Below are 18,188 nucleotides of genomic sequence, written 5' to 3'. Positions count from 1 at the left end.
TAGACTTTATTCTGACTCCCATAGCCCCTTCGTCTATATGATTAAACGCCTATTATTAAATGAGGAATCTATTCATTGCGCTAACTGTATGTTAGGGCATATTTGTATGCCTCATGGAATGGGTTCAGAAGATATTGAACGTCTCGCCGAACTAGTAAAGGAACGAATTCGTATCCCTAAGGGAGAGTTTCTCTATCGCATTGGTCATAAGGCGAATGCTATTTATAGTATCCGCACAGGTACTATCAAAACGCACATTGAAAATCATAATGGGCACTCACAAATTACGGGGTTCTTTTTACCTGGTGAAGTATTTGGTTTAGACAGCATGGCAACGGGTCAGCATTTATCCCATGCCGTTGCCTTAGAAGATACGGAAGTCTGTGTGATGCATACGGATGACCTTGCTACACTCTCTCAACAACTACCGCCACTGCAACACCAAGTTAATCGTTTATTAACAGGCGAGATTTCTCGCTCACACCAACAACTCCTCTCTCTCGGAGCTTTACGCTCTGAGCAACGACTCGCCTCATTTCTTCTAGATATGTCAGAACGCTTTACACGTCTAGGCTACTCATCCCAAGAATTCCGTCTGCGCATGAGTCGAGAGGAAATAGGTAACTATCTAGGCTTAACGCTCGAAACGACCAGTCGACTTTTTTCACGCTTTCAAAAAGAAGGCTTGATTCAAACTCAACAACGAACAATTAAAATCCTCGACCGCTCTGCCTTATTCAATCTACTTAAAACAGAGCACGCATAAAAACAATTATTGCATAGAGAGTACAGCGCTCATTAAAACGCTCAAAAGCATTTAAACACAAAAACCTTTGTTTAACTCAACTGCCCAAGTCTGGCTCAGTTCATAAAACAAAGGTTTTCAACTTATACTAAAGGGGTATTGAAAACAACACCCCTTTTCGTCTTATCTGGATTAATTCGAGCTCTTTTGCTCTTCTGTTGGTAAGGTTGGTTTCTCACCAAATACATTAGGAATATCCTTACCGTCACGGCTTACGAATTTGCCTTGACGGTACCCTTCGATATGTACTTTAGCATCATTATTATTTGTAAATGCCAAATAAATAGTGATAACACAACCAATAATCGCCAGAAAAGGACCTGCCATCAATATCCACGGCCATGGCTCTTTATACCAAGGATTAGGATGTTTATCTAAATCACGTTCTGCCATATTTCCTTACCTTATCGACTAATTAGGGACATAGAAGCTACTTTCTTCATCAGCCTCTAGCTTACCACTCTCTTCGCTCGTTGTTTTAGCCCAAATATTAATCTTATAAATTTCACCACGTTTTAAATCACTCAATGGTGCTTGGATAACTAATGGAATCCATTGATTTGTAAATGGTTCAACTGTAATCGTATTACCTGGCGTATTTTCAAGTAAAACTTTGGCATTCGCCATTGCATCACCAGTGACCTCAATTGCTACAGGCTCTGCTTTATCTGTCATATTAATTACTTGAATGCTATACACATTTTCAATTAAATCACCCGGAATCTCGCGTCCCAGAGCACCACGGTCACGTACCACATCCACCTTAAGTGGTGTACGTAAACTAATAGACGTCACCAAGCCAATAATAAACAAGGCCAATAACCCTACATAAACAAATACTCGAGGACGGAATAAACGATTACGTACTTGTTTCTTATCTAAACCATTCTCCATACCATATTCTGATGTGTAACGAATCAAACCACGTGGGTAATTCATCTTGTCCATCACATCATCACAGGCGTCAATACAGGCACCACAGCCAATACACATATATTGAAGACCATTGCGAATATCAATACCCGTCGGGCATACCTGTACACAGATTGTACAATCAATACAATCCCCTAAGCCCTGCTCTTTAGGATCAACTTTCTTAGAACGTTTACCGCGTGGATCACCACGCTTTTTATCATAGGTAACGATATAAGTATCTTTGTCCACCATCACACTTTGGAAACGTGCATAGGGACACATAAACTTACATACTGACTCACGTAATACTCCTGCCATCAAATAGGTCATAAAACCATAGAAGATGAACCAGAACCACTGTGCCGCACTTAAATCAAAATCTAGCACTTGTCCGACTAACTCTCGGACAGGGGAAAAGTAACCAATAAAGGTAAAGCCTGTCCAGATAGCAATTAAAATCCATAAGATTTGTTTGGTGGCTTTAAGGCGAAATTTAGTGAAACTCCAAGGAGAAGTATCCAAACGCATACGCTGAACACGATCGCCTTCAACCCAACGCTCTACCCACATAAAAATCTCGGTATACACCGTTTGCGGACAGGCATATCCACAGAAAAGTCGTCCCGCTAAGGCAGTAAATAAGAATAGGCCATAAGCCGATACAATGAGAATAATCGCTAGATAAAAAATGTCTTGTGGCCATAACACTAGACCAAAGAAATAGAATTTACGTGCACTTAAATCTAACAAAAATGCTTGACGGTCATTCCACTGTAACCACGGTAAGCCGTAATAAATGATTTGCGTAAAAAGCACCATAAAAATACGCCAATTCGCAAATCGCCCCTTTACTGAGCGTGCATAAATCTTAGCCGTCGCCTCTCGCACCAAACGCTCATTTTCTTCATCAGAAATTTTCAACGTGACTGGTTGCCAATCTGGGATATCATCTTCCTGAGTAGGCTTTTGATTTTCATTACTCATTAAATCTTTCCTTTTGTGTGTGACTTTCCATCATTACTTATAGACTTTATATAACTAAAGTCCATAAGTAATCTACTTCCAGTTTCTCATTGTACAACGACGCGTGGTCCTCTTAACGAAAAGCCACGCGTCGCAGTTGGATTTATTGTAACAATAAATGTAAATTATTTATTGTTAGATAAACCCCACACATAAGCTGCTAACATCTTGATTTGCTCGGGTGTTAACGTATTCTTTTGGGCTGGCATGATACCAGAACGGCCTTCAAGAATCGTTTTAACAATCACTTCACGAGATGAGCTATTTAACCAAACATCGTCTGTTAGATTAGGTGCACCTAATAATTGGTTACCCTTACCATCCATACCATGACAAGCCGCACAAACAGCTTGGAACTTCACTTGTCCTAATGGTGCTAATGTTGGGTCACTGCTCAAACCAGATAATGAACGTACATAGTGCGCAATTTGGTTAGCTTCTTCATTAGATACTACTGCTGCTAATGGCGCCATCATACCATGACGACCTTCAGTAATTGTCTGATGAATTTGCTCTGGTTTACCACCCCATAACCAATCAGAATCAGTTAAGTTAGGGAAGTTAGGAGAACCTTTTGCGTCAGAACCGTGACATTGTGCACAGTTATTTAAGAATAAACGCTCACCAAGTTTACGTGCATCTTCGTTAGCCGCCAATTGTTCAATCGTTTGACCATCGAATTTTGCATATACTGGCTTTAAGCTTTCTAAGTAAGCTGCTTTTTCTTCCTCTGCTTGTTTGGCAGAAGTATAGCCAACTTGACCTGGATTAGAACCTAAAGCTGGATATAAGAACATAATACCTAAGCCTACAGCACATAGACCCACGTACATTACTGTCCACCACGTTGGCACTGGGTAGTTATACTCCGTAATACCGTCCCATTCATGACCTGTATTATCAGCCTCTACATCTTTCTTAAGGAAAGAACGTTGAGTAAATAATAGCCATAAACAAAAGGCAACACCGCCTAATGCAATAATGGTGACCCAGTAACTCCAACCGCTACTAATGAAATCACTCATGATTTAACCTCTCAATTTTTAAGATCTGAATCTTCTTCATCTGGTAGGGAGAACGGCAATGCAGCCGCCTCCTGATTATCTTTTACTCGGCCTTTTGACCAAGCCCACCAGACAATTCCAAAAAATACCGCCATCGAGACAATGGTCATTAGACCATTCAAGAAAGCCATTTTTGGTACTCCTATTATTTGCCTTGTTCTTGCTTACGAAGCTCAGCCACATAACCTACGCCAAGGTTTTGTAAGTAAGCAATCACCGCATCTTCTTCTGTCTTACCTTTCAGTAATTCAGGTGCTTTAGCAATCTCTTCTTCAGAGTACATACCTTGACCATGATGGAAAGAATGTACTTTGTTTAGAGCACGCATACGGTTTTGAACATTTTCGTTAGACACGTCTTTATGTTGTAACCATGGGTATGCAGGCATATTCGATTGTTTTACGAAGACACGCGGGTCACGTAAGTGAATGCGGTGCCAATCGTCAGAATAACGACCACCCACACGCGCAAGATCTGGACCCATACGGCGAGAACCCCACAAGAATGGATACTCATACACGCTCTCACCTGCTACTGAGTAAGGACCATAACGTTGAACATCTGACGCCAACACACGAACTTGTTGGCTGTGGCAGCCGAAGCAGCCCTCTTTGATGAACACATCACGTCCCACTAATTGCAATGCATTTAGTGGTTTTACACCAGGAGCTGGCGTTGTTGTTGAGTGTTGGAAGAATAAAGGAACAATTTGCACTAAACCAGCAAATGACACTACCAAAATTGATAGGATAATCAAAATACTGATGTTTTTCTCAATGGTTGCATGAGAGAAAAATTTATTATTACTAGCCATTCTTATTCTCCTTAAACCGCTGCTGCTGCTTTATGATCTGCATCATGCTCAGCTGGTGCTGGAACAGCAGGATTTACAACTTTTTGACCTTTGATAGTCATAATGATGTTTACAAACATCAATACGATACCTGTTAGGAATAATGCACCACCTAAGAAACGAATCATTAATAATGGCTTTTTAGCTTCAAGTGCTTGTACAAAAGAGTAAGTCAATGTACCGTCAGCTTCCACCGCACGCCACATTAAACCTTCCATTACACCAGCTACCCACATTGAAGCGATGTATAGCACCACACCAATTGTCGCAATCCAGAAGTGTAATTCAACTAAACCTTTGCTCGCCATTTCTGTACGACCCCATAGACGTGGGATTGTGTAGTACAAGCTACCAAAAGTAATCATCGCTACCCAACCTAAGGCACCAGAGTGTACGTGAGCAACAGTCCATTCTGTGTAGTGAGATAATGCATTCACCGTACGGATAGACATCATTGAACCTTCAAATGTTGACATACCGTAGAAAGATAATGCAGTTACCATGAATTTTAAGATTGGATCTGTACGTAGTTTATGCCACGCGCCAGATAGCGTCATGATACCGTTAACCATACCACCCCAAGACGGAGCTAAAAGGATTAACGAGAACGCCATACCTAAGCTTTGTGTCCAGTCAGGTAACGCTGTGTATAACAAGTGGTGAGGTCCTGCCCACATATATGTAAATGCTAACGCCCAGAAGTGAACGATAGATAAACGATATGAGAATACTGGACGACCTGCTTGTTTAGGTACATAGTAATACATCATACCCAAGAAACTGGTCGTCAAGAAGAAACCTACTGCATTATGACCATACCACCATTGAACCATCGCATCTTGTACACCTGCATAAGCAGAGTAAGATTTAAATAGCTCACCAGCAACTGGCATTTCAATGTTATTGAAAATGTGTAGGATTGCCACAGTTAAAATAAATGAACCGTAGAACCAGTTAGCTACATAGATGTGTTTAACACGACGTTTGATAATCGTACCAAAGAACACAATCGCATAAGCCACCCACACCAATGTGAGAAGAATATCGATTGGCCACTCTAATTCAGCATATTCTTTTGAACTTGTAAAACCTGCTGGTAAAGTGATTGCTGCCAATACGATAATTAATTGCCAACCCCAGAATGTGAATGACGCCAAGCCACTTGCGAATAAACGCGTATGACAGGTACGTTGTACCACATAGTAAGAAGTCGCAAATAAAGCACTACCACCAAAAGCGAAAATCACCGCATTAGTATGTAATGGACGTAGACGACCATAGCCTAAAAAATCTACGAAGTTTAATTGAGGCCAAACAAGTTGGGCTGCAATAAACACCCCTACAAACATGCCTACAATTCCCCAGACCACAGCCATGATCGCGAATTGCCGAACCACCTTGTAGTTAAAGGTTTCGGTTTCGTTAGCGTTTAAAGTACGCATAGGACCTTCCTCTTATTAAAAAAACAACTATTTCCCTTATTTGTATTGTCTTGTCATCCCTTATTCGGAATAAATCAAGTCTGACAAGATTGTACAAAATTTAACCTGAAAAATGTGTTACAGCGTATCACAATCAATAAATAAACGGCGCTACACCATAATCATTTATCAGGATTTACTGAGTCGTCATCCTCTAAAATTGAACTCGCATTTTTCTGAACATCATCAAACTGACCAGAAATCACTGCCCAATAGAGAGCCACGCCAATAAAAATCACAAAAAGCACCGCTAGTGCGATAAGTAAAAAAAATGCATCCACTTAACTCACCATCGAGGTACGTAATGCACCTTCCACTGTACTTTTAATTAATTTTTTATACATACGATAAGCATTCCATGCCACAGCCAGTGACGAGACCAACATCGTAATCGCTGCCAACCATGGCGCAACAATGCCCAACATAGCTAAAGGAGTCATCAAAAGATGCCACACTAAAGACCCATATAAATTCTGGTTTGCACACTGAACAGTTTTTTGGATAATTTGTTCTTTTTGTTCAGTCGTAAAAGAAGGTTGATATAAAAATACCGCTTGTGCCGCCGAGGAAGCTGTTGGCACAGCCATCGCCATTGCACAAGGACAGCTCATAACAAACAATGATACCAACACGGGGATAGCGTGTTGTTGATCAATATAGACATACCATACCAATGCTGTCACTACAGCAAGAATAATTTGGATGGTAATAAATAAAAATGCAATACGGTCAGCGCGCTTTGTTAATTCAATACGTACATTTTCTAAAAGTGGCTCACTATGTCCTTTGGCAAATTGTGCTGACTGATTCGCTGCAAACTCTAAATAACGTGCGGTCAATAAAAAGGCGATAAACATCGCAATAGATTCAAAATACACTTCGCCTTGATTAGTCCATGTTGCTATCGCACTTGGAACAAACGCCACTAAAATCCCCAACGCAACTGGCCAGTTCATATTAATCCATGAACCATAACTAGACTTCTGGAAAAGACCCGACCAGACTGGACTCGCACAATAAAGCAAGACTGGGATAGTCATCGCAAAACTAATCCAATTTAAGACAACAATAGCTGCATCCAAAGTCGCTAAACTATCACTGTGCAAATAATCATTGCGCACATAACCGGGGAATGCAAACATCATCACCTGCATCATCACCAGCCATGCCAAACCCAAGCGAGCCAACATCTGGCGACGCTTATGGCGCTCCTCATGGGGCAAATCGGATGGAATAGCAAATATCGAAACTGGTTTCATAACGTTACTTATACCCACATCAAACGCGGGATGCTCTATTATAAAACACTCATTTAAAAATCAAGATAAATGTTTCAAATAATTATTTGATTTTTGTCTAATATTTTACATTACCTGATGAAAATACTCGGAATAAAATATTTTATAGACAAAAAGATAGATTTTAGTTATCAATTAAATGCATTAAAAGATATTTAATGATAAGTAGCGATCCCCTCTATCACACACAATAAAGGCAATCGTCGCATTTTTAACACGTTTTGCCGTCCGAATAGCCGCCACCAAAGCACCTGCAGAAGAAATACCAGCAAAAATACCCTCTTCTCGTGCTAGTCGTCTTGCCATTTCCTCAGCTTCCAACTGCTCAATCAATTCAAAGTCATCCACCAGCTCTGGTCGATAAATCTCCGGTTGATACGCTTCTGACCATTTACGAATCCCCGGAATAGATGCACCCGGTGCAGGCTGCGCCCCAATGATATGAACCGTTGGTTTTTGCGACTTAAGATAGGTCGCTACCCCCGTAATTGTCCCTGTCGTTCCCATTGCAGAAACAAAATGCGTAATTTCCCCTGAGGTTTGTTGCCATAACTCCGGCCCTGTACCTTCAATGTGGGCTAAGGGATTGGCTGGATTAGCAAATTGATTAAGTACAATCCCCTTGCCCTCTGCTTGCATCTGCAATGCCAAATCTCGAGCGTACTCCATCCCTCCTGCTTCTGCGGGCGTTAGAATAAACTCCGCCCCATACACCTTCATTGCTTGACGACGTTCTACCGACAGATTATCTGGCATGATAAGAATCATTTTATAACCTCGAATAGCAGCCGCCATCGCCAACGCAATACCTGTATTGCCACTCGTCGCCTCAATTAAAGTATCACCGGGCTTAATAATGCCCTCCAATTCTGCCTGACGAATCATCGACATCGCCGCACGATCTTTTACCGAACCTGCTGGATTATTGCCTTCTAGTTTGGCCAGAATGACATTATTATTTTCTGAGCAAATATCAGCTGCTATGCGTTGCAACCGCACTAAAGGCGTTGCACCAATGGTATCTTCAATCGTTGGGTATTTTTTCATCATCTAGGCGTTATAGAGTAACTCACTCTCCGCACTATAACGGTTTTCATCAAAGCCCGCAAGCCGTCATATACCCCTAAGGACTCAATTGTTTTGGTCTAACATACATCATTTTTCCCTCTGCGGTCTCCTCCTTTTTCGACGAAGAAACATAAGAGTCTACGGTAGCACTGCGCAAACTTTTCTCAACTGATGGCACAGTAAATGTTGCTTGACCATTTACCCTCATTCCCTGCTGCAGAAGCTTTTCAATTTTTTTCTTGCCCATACCTTTTATTCTGGCACTAAACTCCTGTACAGAACGATAAGCCCCTGCCCGTTGACGCTCTTGGATAATCAACTGCGCCGTTTTGCTCCCTATCCCCTTTAACTGTACTAATTGTTTTTCAGTTGCTTCATTGACTTCCACCACCAAGCCATCCAAAGCAAAACTACTACTCAAAGCACAACAATATATCCATAAAAATAAAAAAATCTTCCTCATTTTTAGCCTCCAAAATAGTCAGCTTACTCATGGGAAGATTTTTTGAAAATAGGACAAACAAGTGTTTATCCATGCGTAAAACTACTTACTTAGGTAGTTTATTTATCCGTTTTAACTCGGCAATATAACGACCAATTCCTGTATGTACATCAAGAAACTCCTCAGTATACCCAGCAGCACGCAGATTCGTTAAGTCTGCTTGGGTAAAACTTTGATAGCGACCTTTTAAGTCCTCAGGGAATTCGATATAGCGCAATTTACCCGCTGCTACCATCTCTTCAAGACTTAAATTCTCATTATCTAAATGTGTAATGACAGCACGTGCCACATCATTAAACGGCTGTGCACGACCTGTACCGCAATTAAAGATACCCGATTTATCTGGGTTGTCGAGGAAGAATAAATTCACCTTAACTACATCTTCCACAGAGATAAAATCACGGCTTTGTTCACCATTACCCCAACCGTCATAACCACCAAAGAGTTTTAAATAACCATCACGTTGGAATTGACCCATATTATGAAAAGCTACTGAGGCCATACGACCTTTATGCTGTTCGCGAGGACCATAAACATTAAAATAACGTAGCCCCACTACTTGTGCTGTCAGTGTATTAAAACGACGACGTACTACCTGATCAAATAAAAACTTAGAGTAACCATAAACGTTAAGAGGCGCTTCATTAGCAATATCCTCTGCATAATGCTCAGACGCACCATAAACTGCCGCACTTGAGGCATAAATAAAAGGAATCTTATGCGCTTGGCAATACTCAAACAACTCTAAGGTGACACGATAATTATTATCCATCATATAGCGACCGTCTTGCTCTGTCGTATCAGAGCAAGCCCCTTGATGAATAATAGCGCGCACAGGAGGTAATTGATTGTTACGCACTAAAGCACGAAAATCATCCTTATCAAGATAATCCGCAATCTGACAATCCACTAAATTCACATATTTGGGACCATCACTTAAATCATCGACACAAATAATATCCGTAATACCGCGTGCATTCAGCCCTTTAACAATATTACTGCCGATAAAACCCGCCGCACCTGTGACTACGATCATAATAATTCCTCTGCCGTTACAATAGATGTTCCTAACTTACCTACCACGATACCACCTGCCTTATTTGCCCACAAGATTGCTTGGCTCCACGGCATACCAGTAGCTCGTGTTACTGCCAATGTGGCTAATACCGTGTCACCCGCACCTGAGACATCATAAACCTCATGTGCTTGAGCATTGACATGAGAGCGCCCCTCTGCGGCAAATAACGTCATTCCCTGTTCTGAGCGCGTCACCAATAAAGCATCTAATGACAATCGCTGACGTAATGCGTTGGCCTTTTGGGTTAACTCATCTTCTGAATGCCATGTACCGACCGCTTGCGTCATTTCAGAGCGATTAGGCGTAACTAAACTCGCCCCCTCATAACGCTGATAATCTGTGCCTTTAGGATCCACTAAAACGGGAATACCTTTAGTACGCGCATACGCAATCATGGCTTGTACATGTGTTAGCACACCTTTATTATAATCAGACAAGACTAAAGCATCATGCGACTCCACCAATGATTTCACTTGCTGATCTAATTGACCTAATGCAGTAGCACTTGGAGGATATTCAAAGTCAATACGTAATAGCTGCTGTTGTCGCCCTAATACGCGCATTTTTAGTGTTGTGTCAATCGTGAAATCCACCACTAAATGCGCCTGAATACCCGCTTCTGTACAAAGTGAGTGAATCTTTTTGCCCACTTCATCATCGCCCACAATACCCAATAAGGACGCTTGTGCACCTAGTGCGCGAATATTACGCGCCACATTCGCCGCCCCCCCTAAACGATCTTCTCGGCGAGCAACATGAACCACAGGAACGGGAGCTTCTGGCGAAATACGATCGACTTCACCAAACCAATAGCGATCCAACATCAAATCGCCGATAACTAGAATTTTTTTTGATTGAATTTCTTCGAGGGGAAAACGACTCATGAAAGTTCCTCAAGACGTTTAGGCGCATAGGTTTCCCAAAGATTACATCCCGGGCATTGCCAATAAAAAGCACGGGCTTGGAAACCACAATGTTGGCAAGCATAGCGATCTAAACGCTGTGTATGCTTATGTATCATCTTACGCAATAAATCAAGCTCTAACTCAGGTAAAATTTGCGGTTTATTATCACCTTCTGCTTTTAATTCAACTTCAAGTAACTTATCTAGTCCCAATAAAGATGGCGATACGACTAAAGACTCTCTCGCAAACTCCCATGCAGGATTCATGCCAACTTGAGTACGTAAATATTTAAAAATAACATTAAATAAATCCAGCGATGGATATTGGCGATAATGTTGTCGCAATAAAGACAGGCCTTTCTCACCCTCTCCAGTCTGTACATAGCCATCTAATAAATTCTGTGCAATCAGACCTACGTATTCAGGAGCAACCATAAACATAGTTTCTAAGTAATGACGTGCTTTCAACGCATCACCTTCTAAAGCAGAAATCTTGGCATGAAGCATGGTAATTCGTGCATTGGCTGCCCCTTGTTTTGTGGCTTCTGGCAATTGTGACAAAGCAAATTCCGCTTGTTCTAAATCACTATGCGCTTGCTCAATCTTAGGTGGTTTGGCAGCAAGCGATAAATCTACTAATTCACAATAATAGTGGACAAGCTGCGGCACCGGCTCTGAGAGCAGGCCTTGTAAATGTTTAACCGTTTCAATCGCACGTGGCCAATCATGTGCCGCTTCATAAATACGAATTAAAGCACGTGTAGACGCTAAAGCATAAGTCCCTTGAAGTGTTTGCTGAAAGGCCTCTTCTGCACGATCAAACATACCCGCTTTAAGATAGTCTTGTGCTAACTCAAACCTTGCTTGCTCTTGATCTTTGGCTGGTAAATCGGCACGATTTAATAGACTTTGATGAACACGAATAGCACGCTCAATCTCTCCTCGACGACGGAAAAGACTTCCTAAGGCAAAATGCAGTTCTGTCGTTTCAGTATCTAGCTTAGCCACTTCCACAAAAGCATCAATTGCTTTGTCATGATCCTCATTTAATAAAAAATTTAAGCCTTTAAAATAAGACTCCGGCAGATAACGCGACTCAGACAACATCTGACGCAAATCATAACGAGACGCAAACCAACCCAAACCAAAGACAATGGGAATAACAATCAACCACCAACTTTCAAAGTCCAAGAGAAACGCTCCTATTTATTTGCCACAAAACCATCTGGTGGTGTAACAGTAGTGACCACTTGTGTGCCTGGTTTTACCTCTTGCAGATGTTGCAAGTCTGTCTGTAAATGCTGAACTTCACCTTTAAGACGCGTAATCTCTCGACCACGCGCAAAACGTGTGGGTAGATTCAATAAGTACATGTAAAAAGCACCAAGCATAAACGATGCCAGAATAACGATGATTAAAGGAATACCTGTCAGCGTAGCGCTACCGAAAAAGTTAATATCGACACCGGCTGTATTTTTAATCGCAAATAGGACAACCAATACAAATACTATTAAACGTAAAGCCCAGATAATATAACGCATATAAAATCCCCATTTTCAAGATTAGTTCATTATAGCAGAAACATAGAAAAAGCCCGAGATTACTCTCGGGCTTTGGCTTACTAAAGTCTTAGAACAACAATGACAAATTATTGTGCTATCGACTTCTTAAAAACAAAATCCACTCTTTCGCGCAGTTCTTTACCAGCTTTAAAGTGAGGCACACGTTTTCCAGGCACCTCAACTTGCTCACCAGTTTTGGGATTGCGCCCAACACGGGGGGCTCGTTGCGATAAAGAAAAGCTACCAAAACCACGTATTTCAATACGTTGACCTTGCGATAACGCATCTGTCATTGCATCCAACATCGTTTTAACCGCTAAATCCATATCGCGCACAGCGAGCTGTGGATAGCTCGCCGCTAAGGCCTCGATTAACTCTGATTTTGTCACGATTACTCGTCTTTAGCCTGGTCTAGTTTAGCTTTTAATAAAGCACCTAGATTTGTTGTACCAGAAGAAGCCGCTGCATCGTTTAAGCTTTCTAATTTGTCAGCTGTTTCAGCATTATCACGTGCTTTAACTGATAACTGGATAGAACGAGCTTTGCGATCGATATTTAGAATCATCGCTTCAACTTTGTCGCCTTCTTTTAGTACTGTTGTCGCATCTTCTACACGACCAGTAGATAATTCAGAAGCACGTAAGTAACCATCAACGTCAACGTCTAAAGAAACTACCGCACCTTTTGGCTCTACAGATTTAACAACGCCAGATACGATTGCACCTTTGTCGTTTGCAGAAGCGTAGTTATTGAATGGGTCACCTTCTAATTGCTTAACACCTAAAGAGATACGCTCTTTTTCTGTGTCGATAGCAAGAACAACTGCTTCAATTTCATCGCCTTTTTTGTAGTTACGAACAACTTCTTCACCAGACTCATTCCAAGATAGGTCAGATAAGTGAACTAAACCGTCGATACCACCAGCTAAACCGATAAACACGCCGAAGTCAGTGATTGACTTGATAGCGCCTTTAATCTTGTCGCCTTTTTTGAAGTTATTAGCAAACTCTTCCCATGGGTTAGCACGAGTTTGTTTCATACCTAAAGAAATACGACGACGATCTTCATCGATTTCTAATACAGAAACTTCAACTTCTTCACCTAGGCTAACAACTTTACGTGGATCCACGTTTTTGTTAGTCCAGTCCATTTCAGAAACGTGTACTAAACCTTCGATACCTGTTTCAACTTCTACGAATGCACCGTAGTCAGTTAAGTTCGTTACTTTACCGAATAAACGAGTACCTTGTGGGTAACGACGAGCTAAACCGACCCATGGATCTTCGCCTAATTGTTTAACACCTAGAGATACACGGTTCTTGTCTTGATCAAACTTAAGAACTTTCGCTTCAACTTCTTGACCTACAGTCAATACTTCAGATGGGTGACGAACACGGCGCCATGCCATATCAGTGATGTGTAATAGACCGTCGATACCACCTAAATCAACGAATGCACCGTAGTCAGTGATGTTTTTAACAACACCAGTAACCACAGAACCTTCTTGTAGGTTTTCAAGTAGTTTTTGACGCTCTTCACCCATGTTCTCTTCAAGAACTGAACGACGAGATAGAACTACGTTATTACGCTTGCGATCAAGCTTAATAACTTTGAATTCCATTGTCTTGCCTTCGTATGGTGTTGTGTCTTTTACTGGACGTACGTCAACTAAAGAACCTGGTAAGAAAGCACGGATACCGTTAGTCATTACAGTTAAACCACCTTTAACTTTACCAGTGATTGTACCTGTAATCATTTCGCCTGATTCAAGCGCTTTTTCTAATGATAACCAAGCAGATAAACGCTTAGCACGGTCGCGAGAAAGAATAGTATCGCCATAACCGTTTTCTAAAGAGTCGATCGCTACAGAAACGAAGTCACCTGCTTGTACTTCGATTTCGCCTTGATCGTTTAAGAATTCTTCACGAGGAATGTAAGACTCTGATTTTAAACCAGCGTTTACAACAACGAAGTTGTGCTCTACACGAACTACTTCGGCTGAAATCACCTCACCTGATTTCATATCTTGGTTTTTAACACTTTCAGAGAATAAATCTGCAAAGCTTTCGCCACCTAAGGCGTCTTGTAAATTGATAGTTGACATTAAAATATCCAACAGCTTGCGCTGTAAAAACACACCAATCACTACATTAACTAAGGACAGTACAATGTAATCATCAGCGGAGTTAAACAATACCCTACGCCTTACCTACTAGGTTTAGAGCATAGGGGAACCGATCCCTTTTAGAGGGAATAAATGATTTTATATAAAAAAGCGTTGTGGTTCAAGTGGTTATGGATATTCTGACAAATTTCATATTGAGATAATACTCTAGCTATGTACTTTTCTTTGCCCACTCTTTTAATATACTATCCACCACGTCTTGAATCCCCATATGACTTGAATCAATTACCACCGCGTCATCTGCGGGTTTAAGTGGTGCGACGGCTCTATTCATATCTTGGTCATCACGTCGTTGGAGGTCAGCAAGGATTTCATCGTAATTAGCTACGACACCTTTATCGACTAATTGTTTATAACGGCGATTCGCTCGCTCATTCACATCCGCTACTAAGAAAATTTTTAAAGGTGCATTAGGGAAAATAACTGTCCCCATATCACGTCCATCCCCTACTAAACCAGGCACGCCATGAATAAAGTTGCGTTGTCTATCCAATAAAGCCGCTCGCAGCTCTGGGTAAGCCGCTATTTTTGAAGCCATTTTGCCTGTGCTTTCTTGACGTAAAATATCACTCACTTCTACGCCATCCACCCATACTTCACCTTCTTGGAATTTAATATCCAATTTTCCAACGACCTCGGCAATGGTTTGTGCATCTTCCGGATTGATGTCCTTTGTCTGTACAGCATAGGCACTAATTCGATATAGTGCACCTGAATCTAAAACATCCCATCCTAAAGCCTTTGCCACAAGATTACTTACAGTACCTTTACCCGAAGCACTGGGTCCATCAATCGTAATTAAATTCATTTCACCAACTCCTGATAAATATCAAAATATGTCGGAAAGGTTTTTGCCACACAATTTGGATCCATAATTCGCACACTCACAGGACCAAACGCTGCTAATGAAAAACACATGGCCATACGATGGTCATCATAAGTATCAATACTCGCTGTACGCCACTCTTTCGGAGCCTCTACACGTAACCAATCTGAACCAGATGATACGATGGCACCCAACTTTTCTAATTCTTTGTGCATCGCATCGATACGATCGGTTTCCTTGACTCGCCAACTCGCAATATTACGCAACATACAAGGACCATCCGCATAGAGCGCTAATACGGCTGCTGTCATCGCTGCATCAGGAATCAGGTTAAAATCCATGTCAAAAGCACGTAAAGGCTTATCTCCGCCCTCAACATCGATATAGTTATCGCTCATACGAATACGAGCACCCATATGTTCGAGAACTTTGGCAAATTCAATATCACCTTGGATACTCTGTTTACCTACACCATTCAAACGCACAGGACCTTTACCAAGCAAGCCCAATGCCATAAAGTATGACGCTGATGAAGCATCTCCTTCTACATGCATATTCTCTACACCTTGATAACTCACCCCAGCAGGCACAACAAAACGCGACCAATTTTCATGCTGCACTTTAACACCAAAACGTTCCATTAAATTTAGTGTAATGGCAATATAAGGTTTAGAAATCAGCTCACCTTTCACTTGCAATACGACATCTTGTTGAATTCGATGAGCGATTAGAGGCGATACCATCAATAAAGCTGTTAAAAACTGGCTTGAAACAGATCCATCTACTTCAATAGGTGCATTTACCGTCAATGTCGCTTTATTGATTTGTAAAGGTGGATAGCCTAAGTTTTGCTTATACTCCACATCGCAACCAAATGAGACTAAAGATTCCACTAAATCTTTAATGGGGCGCTCATGCATACGTGGTACACCATGTAGATAGTAATCACCACCCAATACGGCTAAAGCCGCCGTCAATGGGCGGAAAGCGGTCCCTGCATTGCCTAAAAAAATATCTGCTTTTTTATTAGGAAAACCATCACTTTGAACGGCATCAATACCATGTACGATATAACTTTGTTCATCTTGTTTATCTAACCGTACACCCAGTGTTTGCAAAGCAGCCAACATTACTCTTGTATCATCAGAATCCAATAAGCCAGAAATTTTTGTTTGCCCTTTGGCTAAAGCTGCAATCAATAATACACGGTTAGAAATACTCTTTGAGCCGGGTAATGTCATTTCGCCTTTTGCTTGTCTAGCCACAGGCAAATCTATATATTCTAATTTTTCTGTCATATCTAATCCTTACTCTTGATAATTTTTTTAGGGGCTCAGAAACTTCCTCTCAGAAGTTGGTCCACTTCCTCTCAGAAGCTGGTCCACGTCGTGATTTGCATATCACTCCGATACGTTAAGCGCGAAATAGTGCACTCGCACTATTTCTGGTCTTAACTTTTATCCACGTCGTGATTTGCATATCACTCCGATGCGTTAAGCGCGAAATAGTGCACTCGCACTATTTCTGGTCTTAACTTTTATCCACGTCGTGATTTGCATATCACTCCGATGCGTTAAGCGCGAAATAGCACACTCGTGCTATTTCTGGTCTTAACTTATCCACTCACACCTTACATGGCGCTCAGAAACTTCCTTACAGAAGTTGCCCACTTCGCGCCTTACATGGCGCTCAGAAACTTCAGGCAGCGAATAAGCGTCAATCGCTTATTCGCTGTCCAGAAGTTTCCATTCCTTTCTGGTTTTGGCAGCTTTATCTAACCAATCATAAAGCCCTTCTGCATCTTTATTCTCTAAGAGTCCTCGTATATAAGCAAATTCTTTTTCAAAAGCGGTCATCTGCTCTAACATCGCTTCTTGGTTACTGAGAAAAATATCACGCCACATTTCGGGTGAGCCTGCTGCAATACGTGTAAAATCTCTAAATCCGGTCCCACCCATCTTCAATGCTTGTTGGCGTACTGGATCAGACTCCATAAACGACATATAGCTCGCTGCCAAAAAATGAGGGAAATGGCTCACTGCGGCAAAAATATCATCATGATCTTTGCTTTGCGCTAATAGTTGTACTTTCGCTCCACAACATTGCCATAACTCCGTCATTAACTCCACAGAAGCCGCACTATTTTCTGCTAGTGGAGTAATAATCACGTTTCGATCTTGAAATAAATCCGGAATTGCAGCTGTCGGTCCTGAGGTATGTGAGCCAGCGATAGGATGAGCAGGAACAAACTGTCCTATTTTATCTCCAAGTATTTCTCGTGCTTGACGAATAACCTCTGCTTTAGTACTACCCACATCACTCACAATAGTTTCCGCACGCAAATGCGGTGCCAACTCTCGCAATACATTTGGAAAGGCCTTTACAGGTGTTGCAATCACTATCACATCCGCCTGCTGAGCAATTTCTGCAATGCTAACGCTTTTATCAATCAGTCCCAATGCTCTTGCTTGTGCAATACTTTTCTCATCTCGACCATAGCCTAAAACCTGCTGTACTTTACCTGCATGTTTTAAACCTAAAGCAAATGACCCTCCAATAAGACCAACACCGATAACACCCAATACATCTATTTTTTCTACCATTGCCATTACATCTGTCGCCCA

The 18,188-nt window shown here is 41.5% G+C and carries 20 protein-coding genes; 1 reads left to right on the top strand and 19 read right to left on the bottom strand.

Annotated features, from left to right (window positions below; genetic code table 11):
• Positions 1-37: 37 nt before the first annotated feature.
• Positions 38-766: a helix-turn-helix domain-containing protein gene (locus HKX39_RS09575; protein ID WP_171681105.1), complete on the top strand. Its 729-nt coding sequence runs from the start codon at positions 38-40 to the stop codon at positions 764-766.
• A 171-nt stretch (positions 767-937) separates the two neighbouring features.
• Here the strand turns inward: HKX39_RS09575 and HKX39_RS09570 are convergent, their stop codons facing one another.
• The 19 genes from HKX39_RS09570 to HKX39_RS09480 all read right to left on the bottom strand — a co-directional run bounded on the left by HKX39_RS09570 (position 938) and on the right by HKX39_RS09480 (position 18,173).
• Positions 938-1,198, bottom strand: coding sequence for a FixH family protein (locus HKX39_RS09570; RefSeq protein WP_171681104.1), 261 nt, complete (start codon positions 1,196-1,198; stop codon positions 938-940).
• 18 nt (positions 1,199-1,216) lie between these two features.
• Positions 1,217-2,704 (bottom strand): cytochrome c oxidase accessory protein CcoG, encoded by a 1,488-nt coding sequence (gene ccoG, locus HKX39_RS09565; protein WP_171681103.1) that lies wholly within the window; start codon positions 2,702-2,704, stop codon positions 1,217-1,219.
• Positions 2,705-2,868: 164 nt separating this feature from the next.
• Positions 2,869-3,768, bottom strand: coding sequence for a cytochrome-c oxidase, cbb3-type subunit III (ccoP, locus tag HKX39_RS09560; RefSeq protein WP_171681102.1), 900 nt, complete (start codon positions 3,766-3,768; stop codon positions 2,869-2,871).
• A gap of 11 nt (positions 3,769-3,779) precedes the next feature.
• On the bottom strand, positions 3,780-3,938 hold the full coding sequence (locus tag HKX39_RS09555) for a cbb3-type cytochrome oxidase subunit 3 (RefSeq protein WP_171681101.1): 159 nt from the start codon (positions 3,936-3,938) through the stop codon (positions 3,780-3,782).
• Positions 3,939-3,952: 14 nt separating this feature from the next.
• Positions 3,953-4,621: a cytochrome-c oxidase, cbb3-type subunit II gene (ccoO, locus tag HKX39_RS09550; RefSeq protein WP_171681100.1), complete on the bottom strand. Its 669-nt coding sequence runs from the start codon at positions 4,619-4,621 to the stop codon at positions 3,953-3,955.
• 11 nt (positions 4,622-4,632) lie between these two features.
• Positions 4,633-6,102 carry a cytochrome-c oxidase, cbb3-type subunit I gene (ccoN, locus tag HKX39_RS09545; RefSeq protein WP_171681099.1) on the bottom strand — a complete coding sequence of 490 codons (1,470 nt, stop codon included), beginning with the start codon at positions 6,100-6,102 and terminating at the stop codon, positions 4,633-4,635.
• A 161-nt stretch (positions 6,103-6,263) separates the two neighbouring features.
• A complete protein-coding gene (gene ccoS / locus HKX39_RS10695; protein WP_171681098.1) occupies positions 6,264-6,422 on the bottom strand; it encodes a cbb3-type cytochrome oxidase assembly protein CcoS in 159 nt (52 codons plus the stop codon).
• Positions 6,423-7,400 (bottom strand): P-type ATPase actuator domain-containing protein, encoded by a 978-nt coding sequence (locus HKX39_RS09535; RefSeq protein ID WP_171681097.1) that lies wholly within the window; start codon positions 7,398-7,400, stop codon positions 6,423-6,425. It lies immediately after the preceding gene.
• A 183-nt stretch (positions 7,401-7,583) separates the two neighbouring features.
• Complete coding sequence (gene cysM / locus HKX39_RS09530; RefSeq protein ID WP_171681096.1) at positions 7,584-8,489, bottom strand: cysteine synthase CysM; 906 nt, start codon at positions 8,487-8,489, stop codon at positions 7,584-7,586.
• 73 nt (positions 8,490-8,562) lie between these two features.
• Positions 8,563-8,928 carry a ComEA family DNA-binding protein gene (locus HKX39_RS09525; protein ID WP_171681095.1) on the bottom strand — a complete coding sequence of 122 codons (366 nt, stop codon included), beginning with the start codon at positions 8,926-8,928 and terminating at the stop codon, positions 8,563-8,565.
• A gap of 127 nt (positions 8,929-9,055) precedes the next feature.
• On the bottom strand, positions 9,056-10,045 hold the full coding sequence (gene rfaD, locus HKX39_RS09520; protein ID WP_171681094.1) for an ADP-glyceromanno-heptose 6-epimerase: 990 nt from the start codon (positions 10,043-10,045) through the stop codon (positions 9,056-9,058).
• A complete protein-coding gene (rfaE1, locus tag HKX39_RS09515; protein ID WP_171681093.1) occupies positions 10,042-10,971 on the bottom strand; it encodes a D-glycero-beta-D-manno-heptose-7-phosphate kinase in 930 nt (309 codons plus the stop codon). The genes rfaD and rfaE1 overlap by 4 nt, the downstream gene beginning before the upstream one ends.
• Positions 10,968-12,182: a lipopolysaccharide assembly protein LapB gene (gene lapB, locus HKX39_RS09510; RefSeq protein WP_171681092.1), complete on the bottom strand. Its 1,215-nt coding sequence runs from the start codon at positions 12,180-12,182 to the stop codon at positions 10,968-10,970. The genes rfaE1 and lapB overlap by 4 nt, the downstream gene beginning before the upstream one ends.
• A gap of 11 nt (positions 12,183-12,193) precedes the next feature.
• Positions 12,194-12,532, bottom strand: coding sequence for a LapA family protein (locus HKX39_RS09505; protein ID WP_171681091.1), 339 nt, complete (start codon positions 12,530-12,532; stop codon positions 12,194-12,196).
• Between the two features lie 107 nt (positions 12,533-12,639).
• A complete protein-coding gene (locus HKX39_RS09500) occupies positions 12,640-12,942 on the bottom strand; it encodes an integration host factor subunit beta (protein WP_171681090.1) in 303 nt (100 codons plus the stop codon).
• Between the two features lie 2 nt (positions 12,943-12,944).
• Positions 12,945-14,657 (bottom strand): 30S ribosomal protein S1, encoded by a 1,713-nt coding sequence (gene rpsA, locus HKX39_RS09495; RefSeq protein WP_171681089.1) that lies wholly within the window; start codon positions 14,655-14,657, stop codon positions 12,945-12,947.
• A gap of 232 nt (positions 14,658-14,889) precedes the next feature.
• Positions 14,890-15,546 (bottom strand): (d)CMP kinase, encoded by a 657-nt coding sequence (gene cmk, locus HKX39_RS09490; RefSeq protein ID WP_171681088.1) that lies wholly within the window; start codon positions 15,544-15,546, stop codon positions 14,890-14,892.
• Positions 15,543-16,862, bottom strand: a complete 1,320-nt coding sequence (gene aroA, locus HKX39_RS09485) for a 3-phosphoshikimate 1-carboxyvinyltransferase (RefSeq protein ID WP_171681087.1) — start codon at positions 16,860-16,862, stop codon at positions 15,543-15,545. Before aroA ends, cmk begins: the two co-directional genes overlap by 4 nt.
• A gap of 426 nt (positions 16,863-17,288) precedes the next feature.
• A complete protein-coding gene (locus HKX39_RS09480; RefSeq protein ID WP_171681086.1) occupies positions 17,289-18,173 on the bottom strand; it encodes a prephenate dehydrogenase in 885 nt (294 codons plus the stop codon).
• Positions 18,174-18,188 lie beyond the last annotated feature (15 nt).

The sequence above is a fragment of the Pelistega suis genome (assembly GCF_013133795.1).
In the GTDB taxonomy this organism is placed as follows: Bacteria; Pseudomonadota; Gammaproteobacteria; order Burkholderiales; family Burkholderiaceae_B; genus Taylorella; species Taylorella suis.
Note: the sequence above shows the minus strand (reverse complement) of the source record. Positions and strands in the feature narration are given on the sequence as shown.

Bases quoted from the DNA above. Each gene is read 5' to 3' on its own strand.
- HKX39_RS09575 (WP_171681105.1), top strand. From the start codon at position 38: ATGATTAAACGCCTATTATTAAATGAGGAATCTATTCATTGCGCTAAC.
- HKX39_RS09570 (WP_171681104.1), bottom strand. From the start codon at position 1,198: ATGGCAGAACGTGATTTAGATAAACATCCTAATCCTTGGTATAAAGAG.
- ccoG (WP_171681103.1), bottom strand. From the start codon at position 2,704: ATGAGTAATGAAAATCAAAAGCCTACTCAGGAAGATGATATCCCAGAT.
- ccoP (WP_171681102.1), bottom strand. From the start codon at position 3,768: ATGAGTGATTTCATTAGTAGCGGTTGGAGTTACTGGGTCACCATTATT.
- HKX39_RS09555 (WP_171681101.1), bottom strand. From the start codon at position 3,938: ATGGCTTTCTTGAATGGTCTAATGACCATTGTCTCGATGGCGGTATTT.
- ccoO (WP_171681100.1), bottom strand. From the start codon at position 4,621: ATGGCTAGTAATAATAAATTTTTCTCTCATGCAACCATTGAGAAAAAC.
- ccoN (WP_171681099.1), bottom strand. From the start codon at position 6,102: ATGCGTACTTTAAACGCTAACGAAACCGAAACCTTTAACTACAAGGTG.
- HKX39_RS09535 (WP_171681097.1), bottom strand. From the start codon at position 7,400: ATGAAACCAGTTTCGATATTTGCTATTCCATCCGATTTGCCCCATGAG.
- cysM (WP_171681096.1), bottom strand. From the start codon at position 8,489: ATGATGAAAAAATACCCAACGATTGAAGATACCATTGGTGCAACGCCT.
- rfaD (WP_171681094.1), bottom strand. From the start codon at position 10,045: ATGATCGTAGTCACAGGTGCGGCGGGTTTTATCGGCAGTAATATTGTT.
- rfaE1 (WP_171681093.1), bottom strand. From the start codon at position 10,971: ATGAGTCGTTTTCCCCTCGAAGAAATTCAATCAAAAAAAATTCTAGTT.
- HKX39_RS09505 (WP_171681091.1), bottom strand. From the start codon at position 12,532: ATGCGTTATATTATCTGGGCTTTACGTTTAATAGTATTTGTATTGGTT.
- rpsA (WP_171681089.1), bottom strand. From the start codon at position 14,657: ATGTCAACTATCAATTTACAAGACGCCTTAGGTGGCGAAAGCTTTGCA.
- cmk (WP_171681088.1), bottom strand. From the start codon at position 15,546: ATGAATTTAATTACGATTGATGGACCCAGTGCTTCGGGTAAAGGTACT.
- aroA (WP_171681087.1), bottom strand. From the start codon at position 16,862: ATGACAGAAAAATTAGAATATATAGATTTGCCTGTGGCTAGACAAGCA.
- HKX39_RS09480 (WP_171681086.1), bottom strand. From the start codon at position 18,173: ATGGCAATGGTAGAAAAAATAGATGTATTGGGTGTTATCGGTGTTGGT.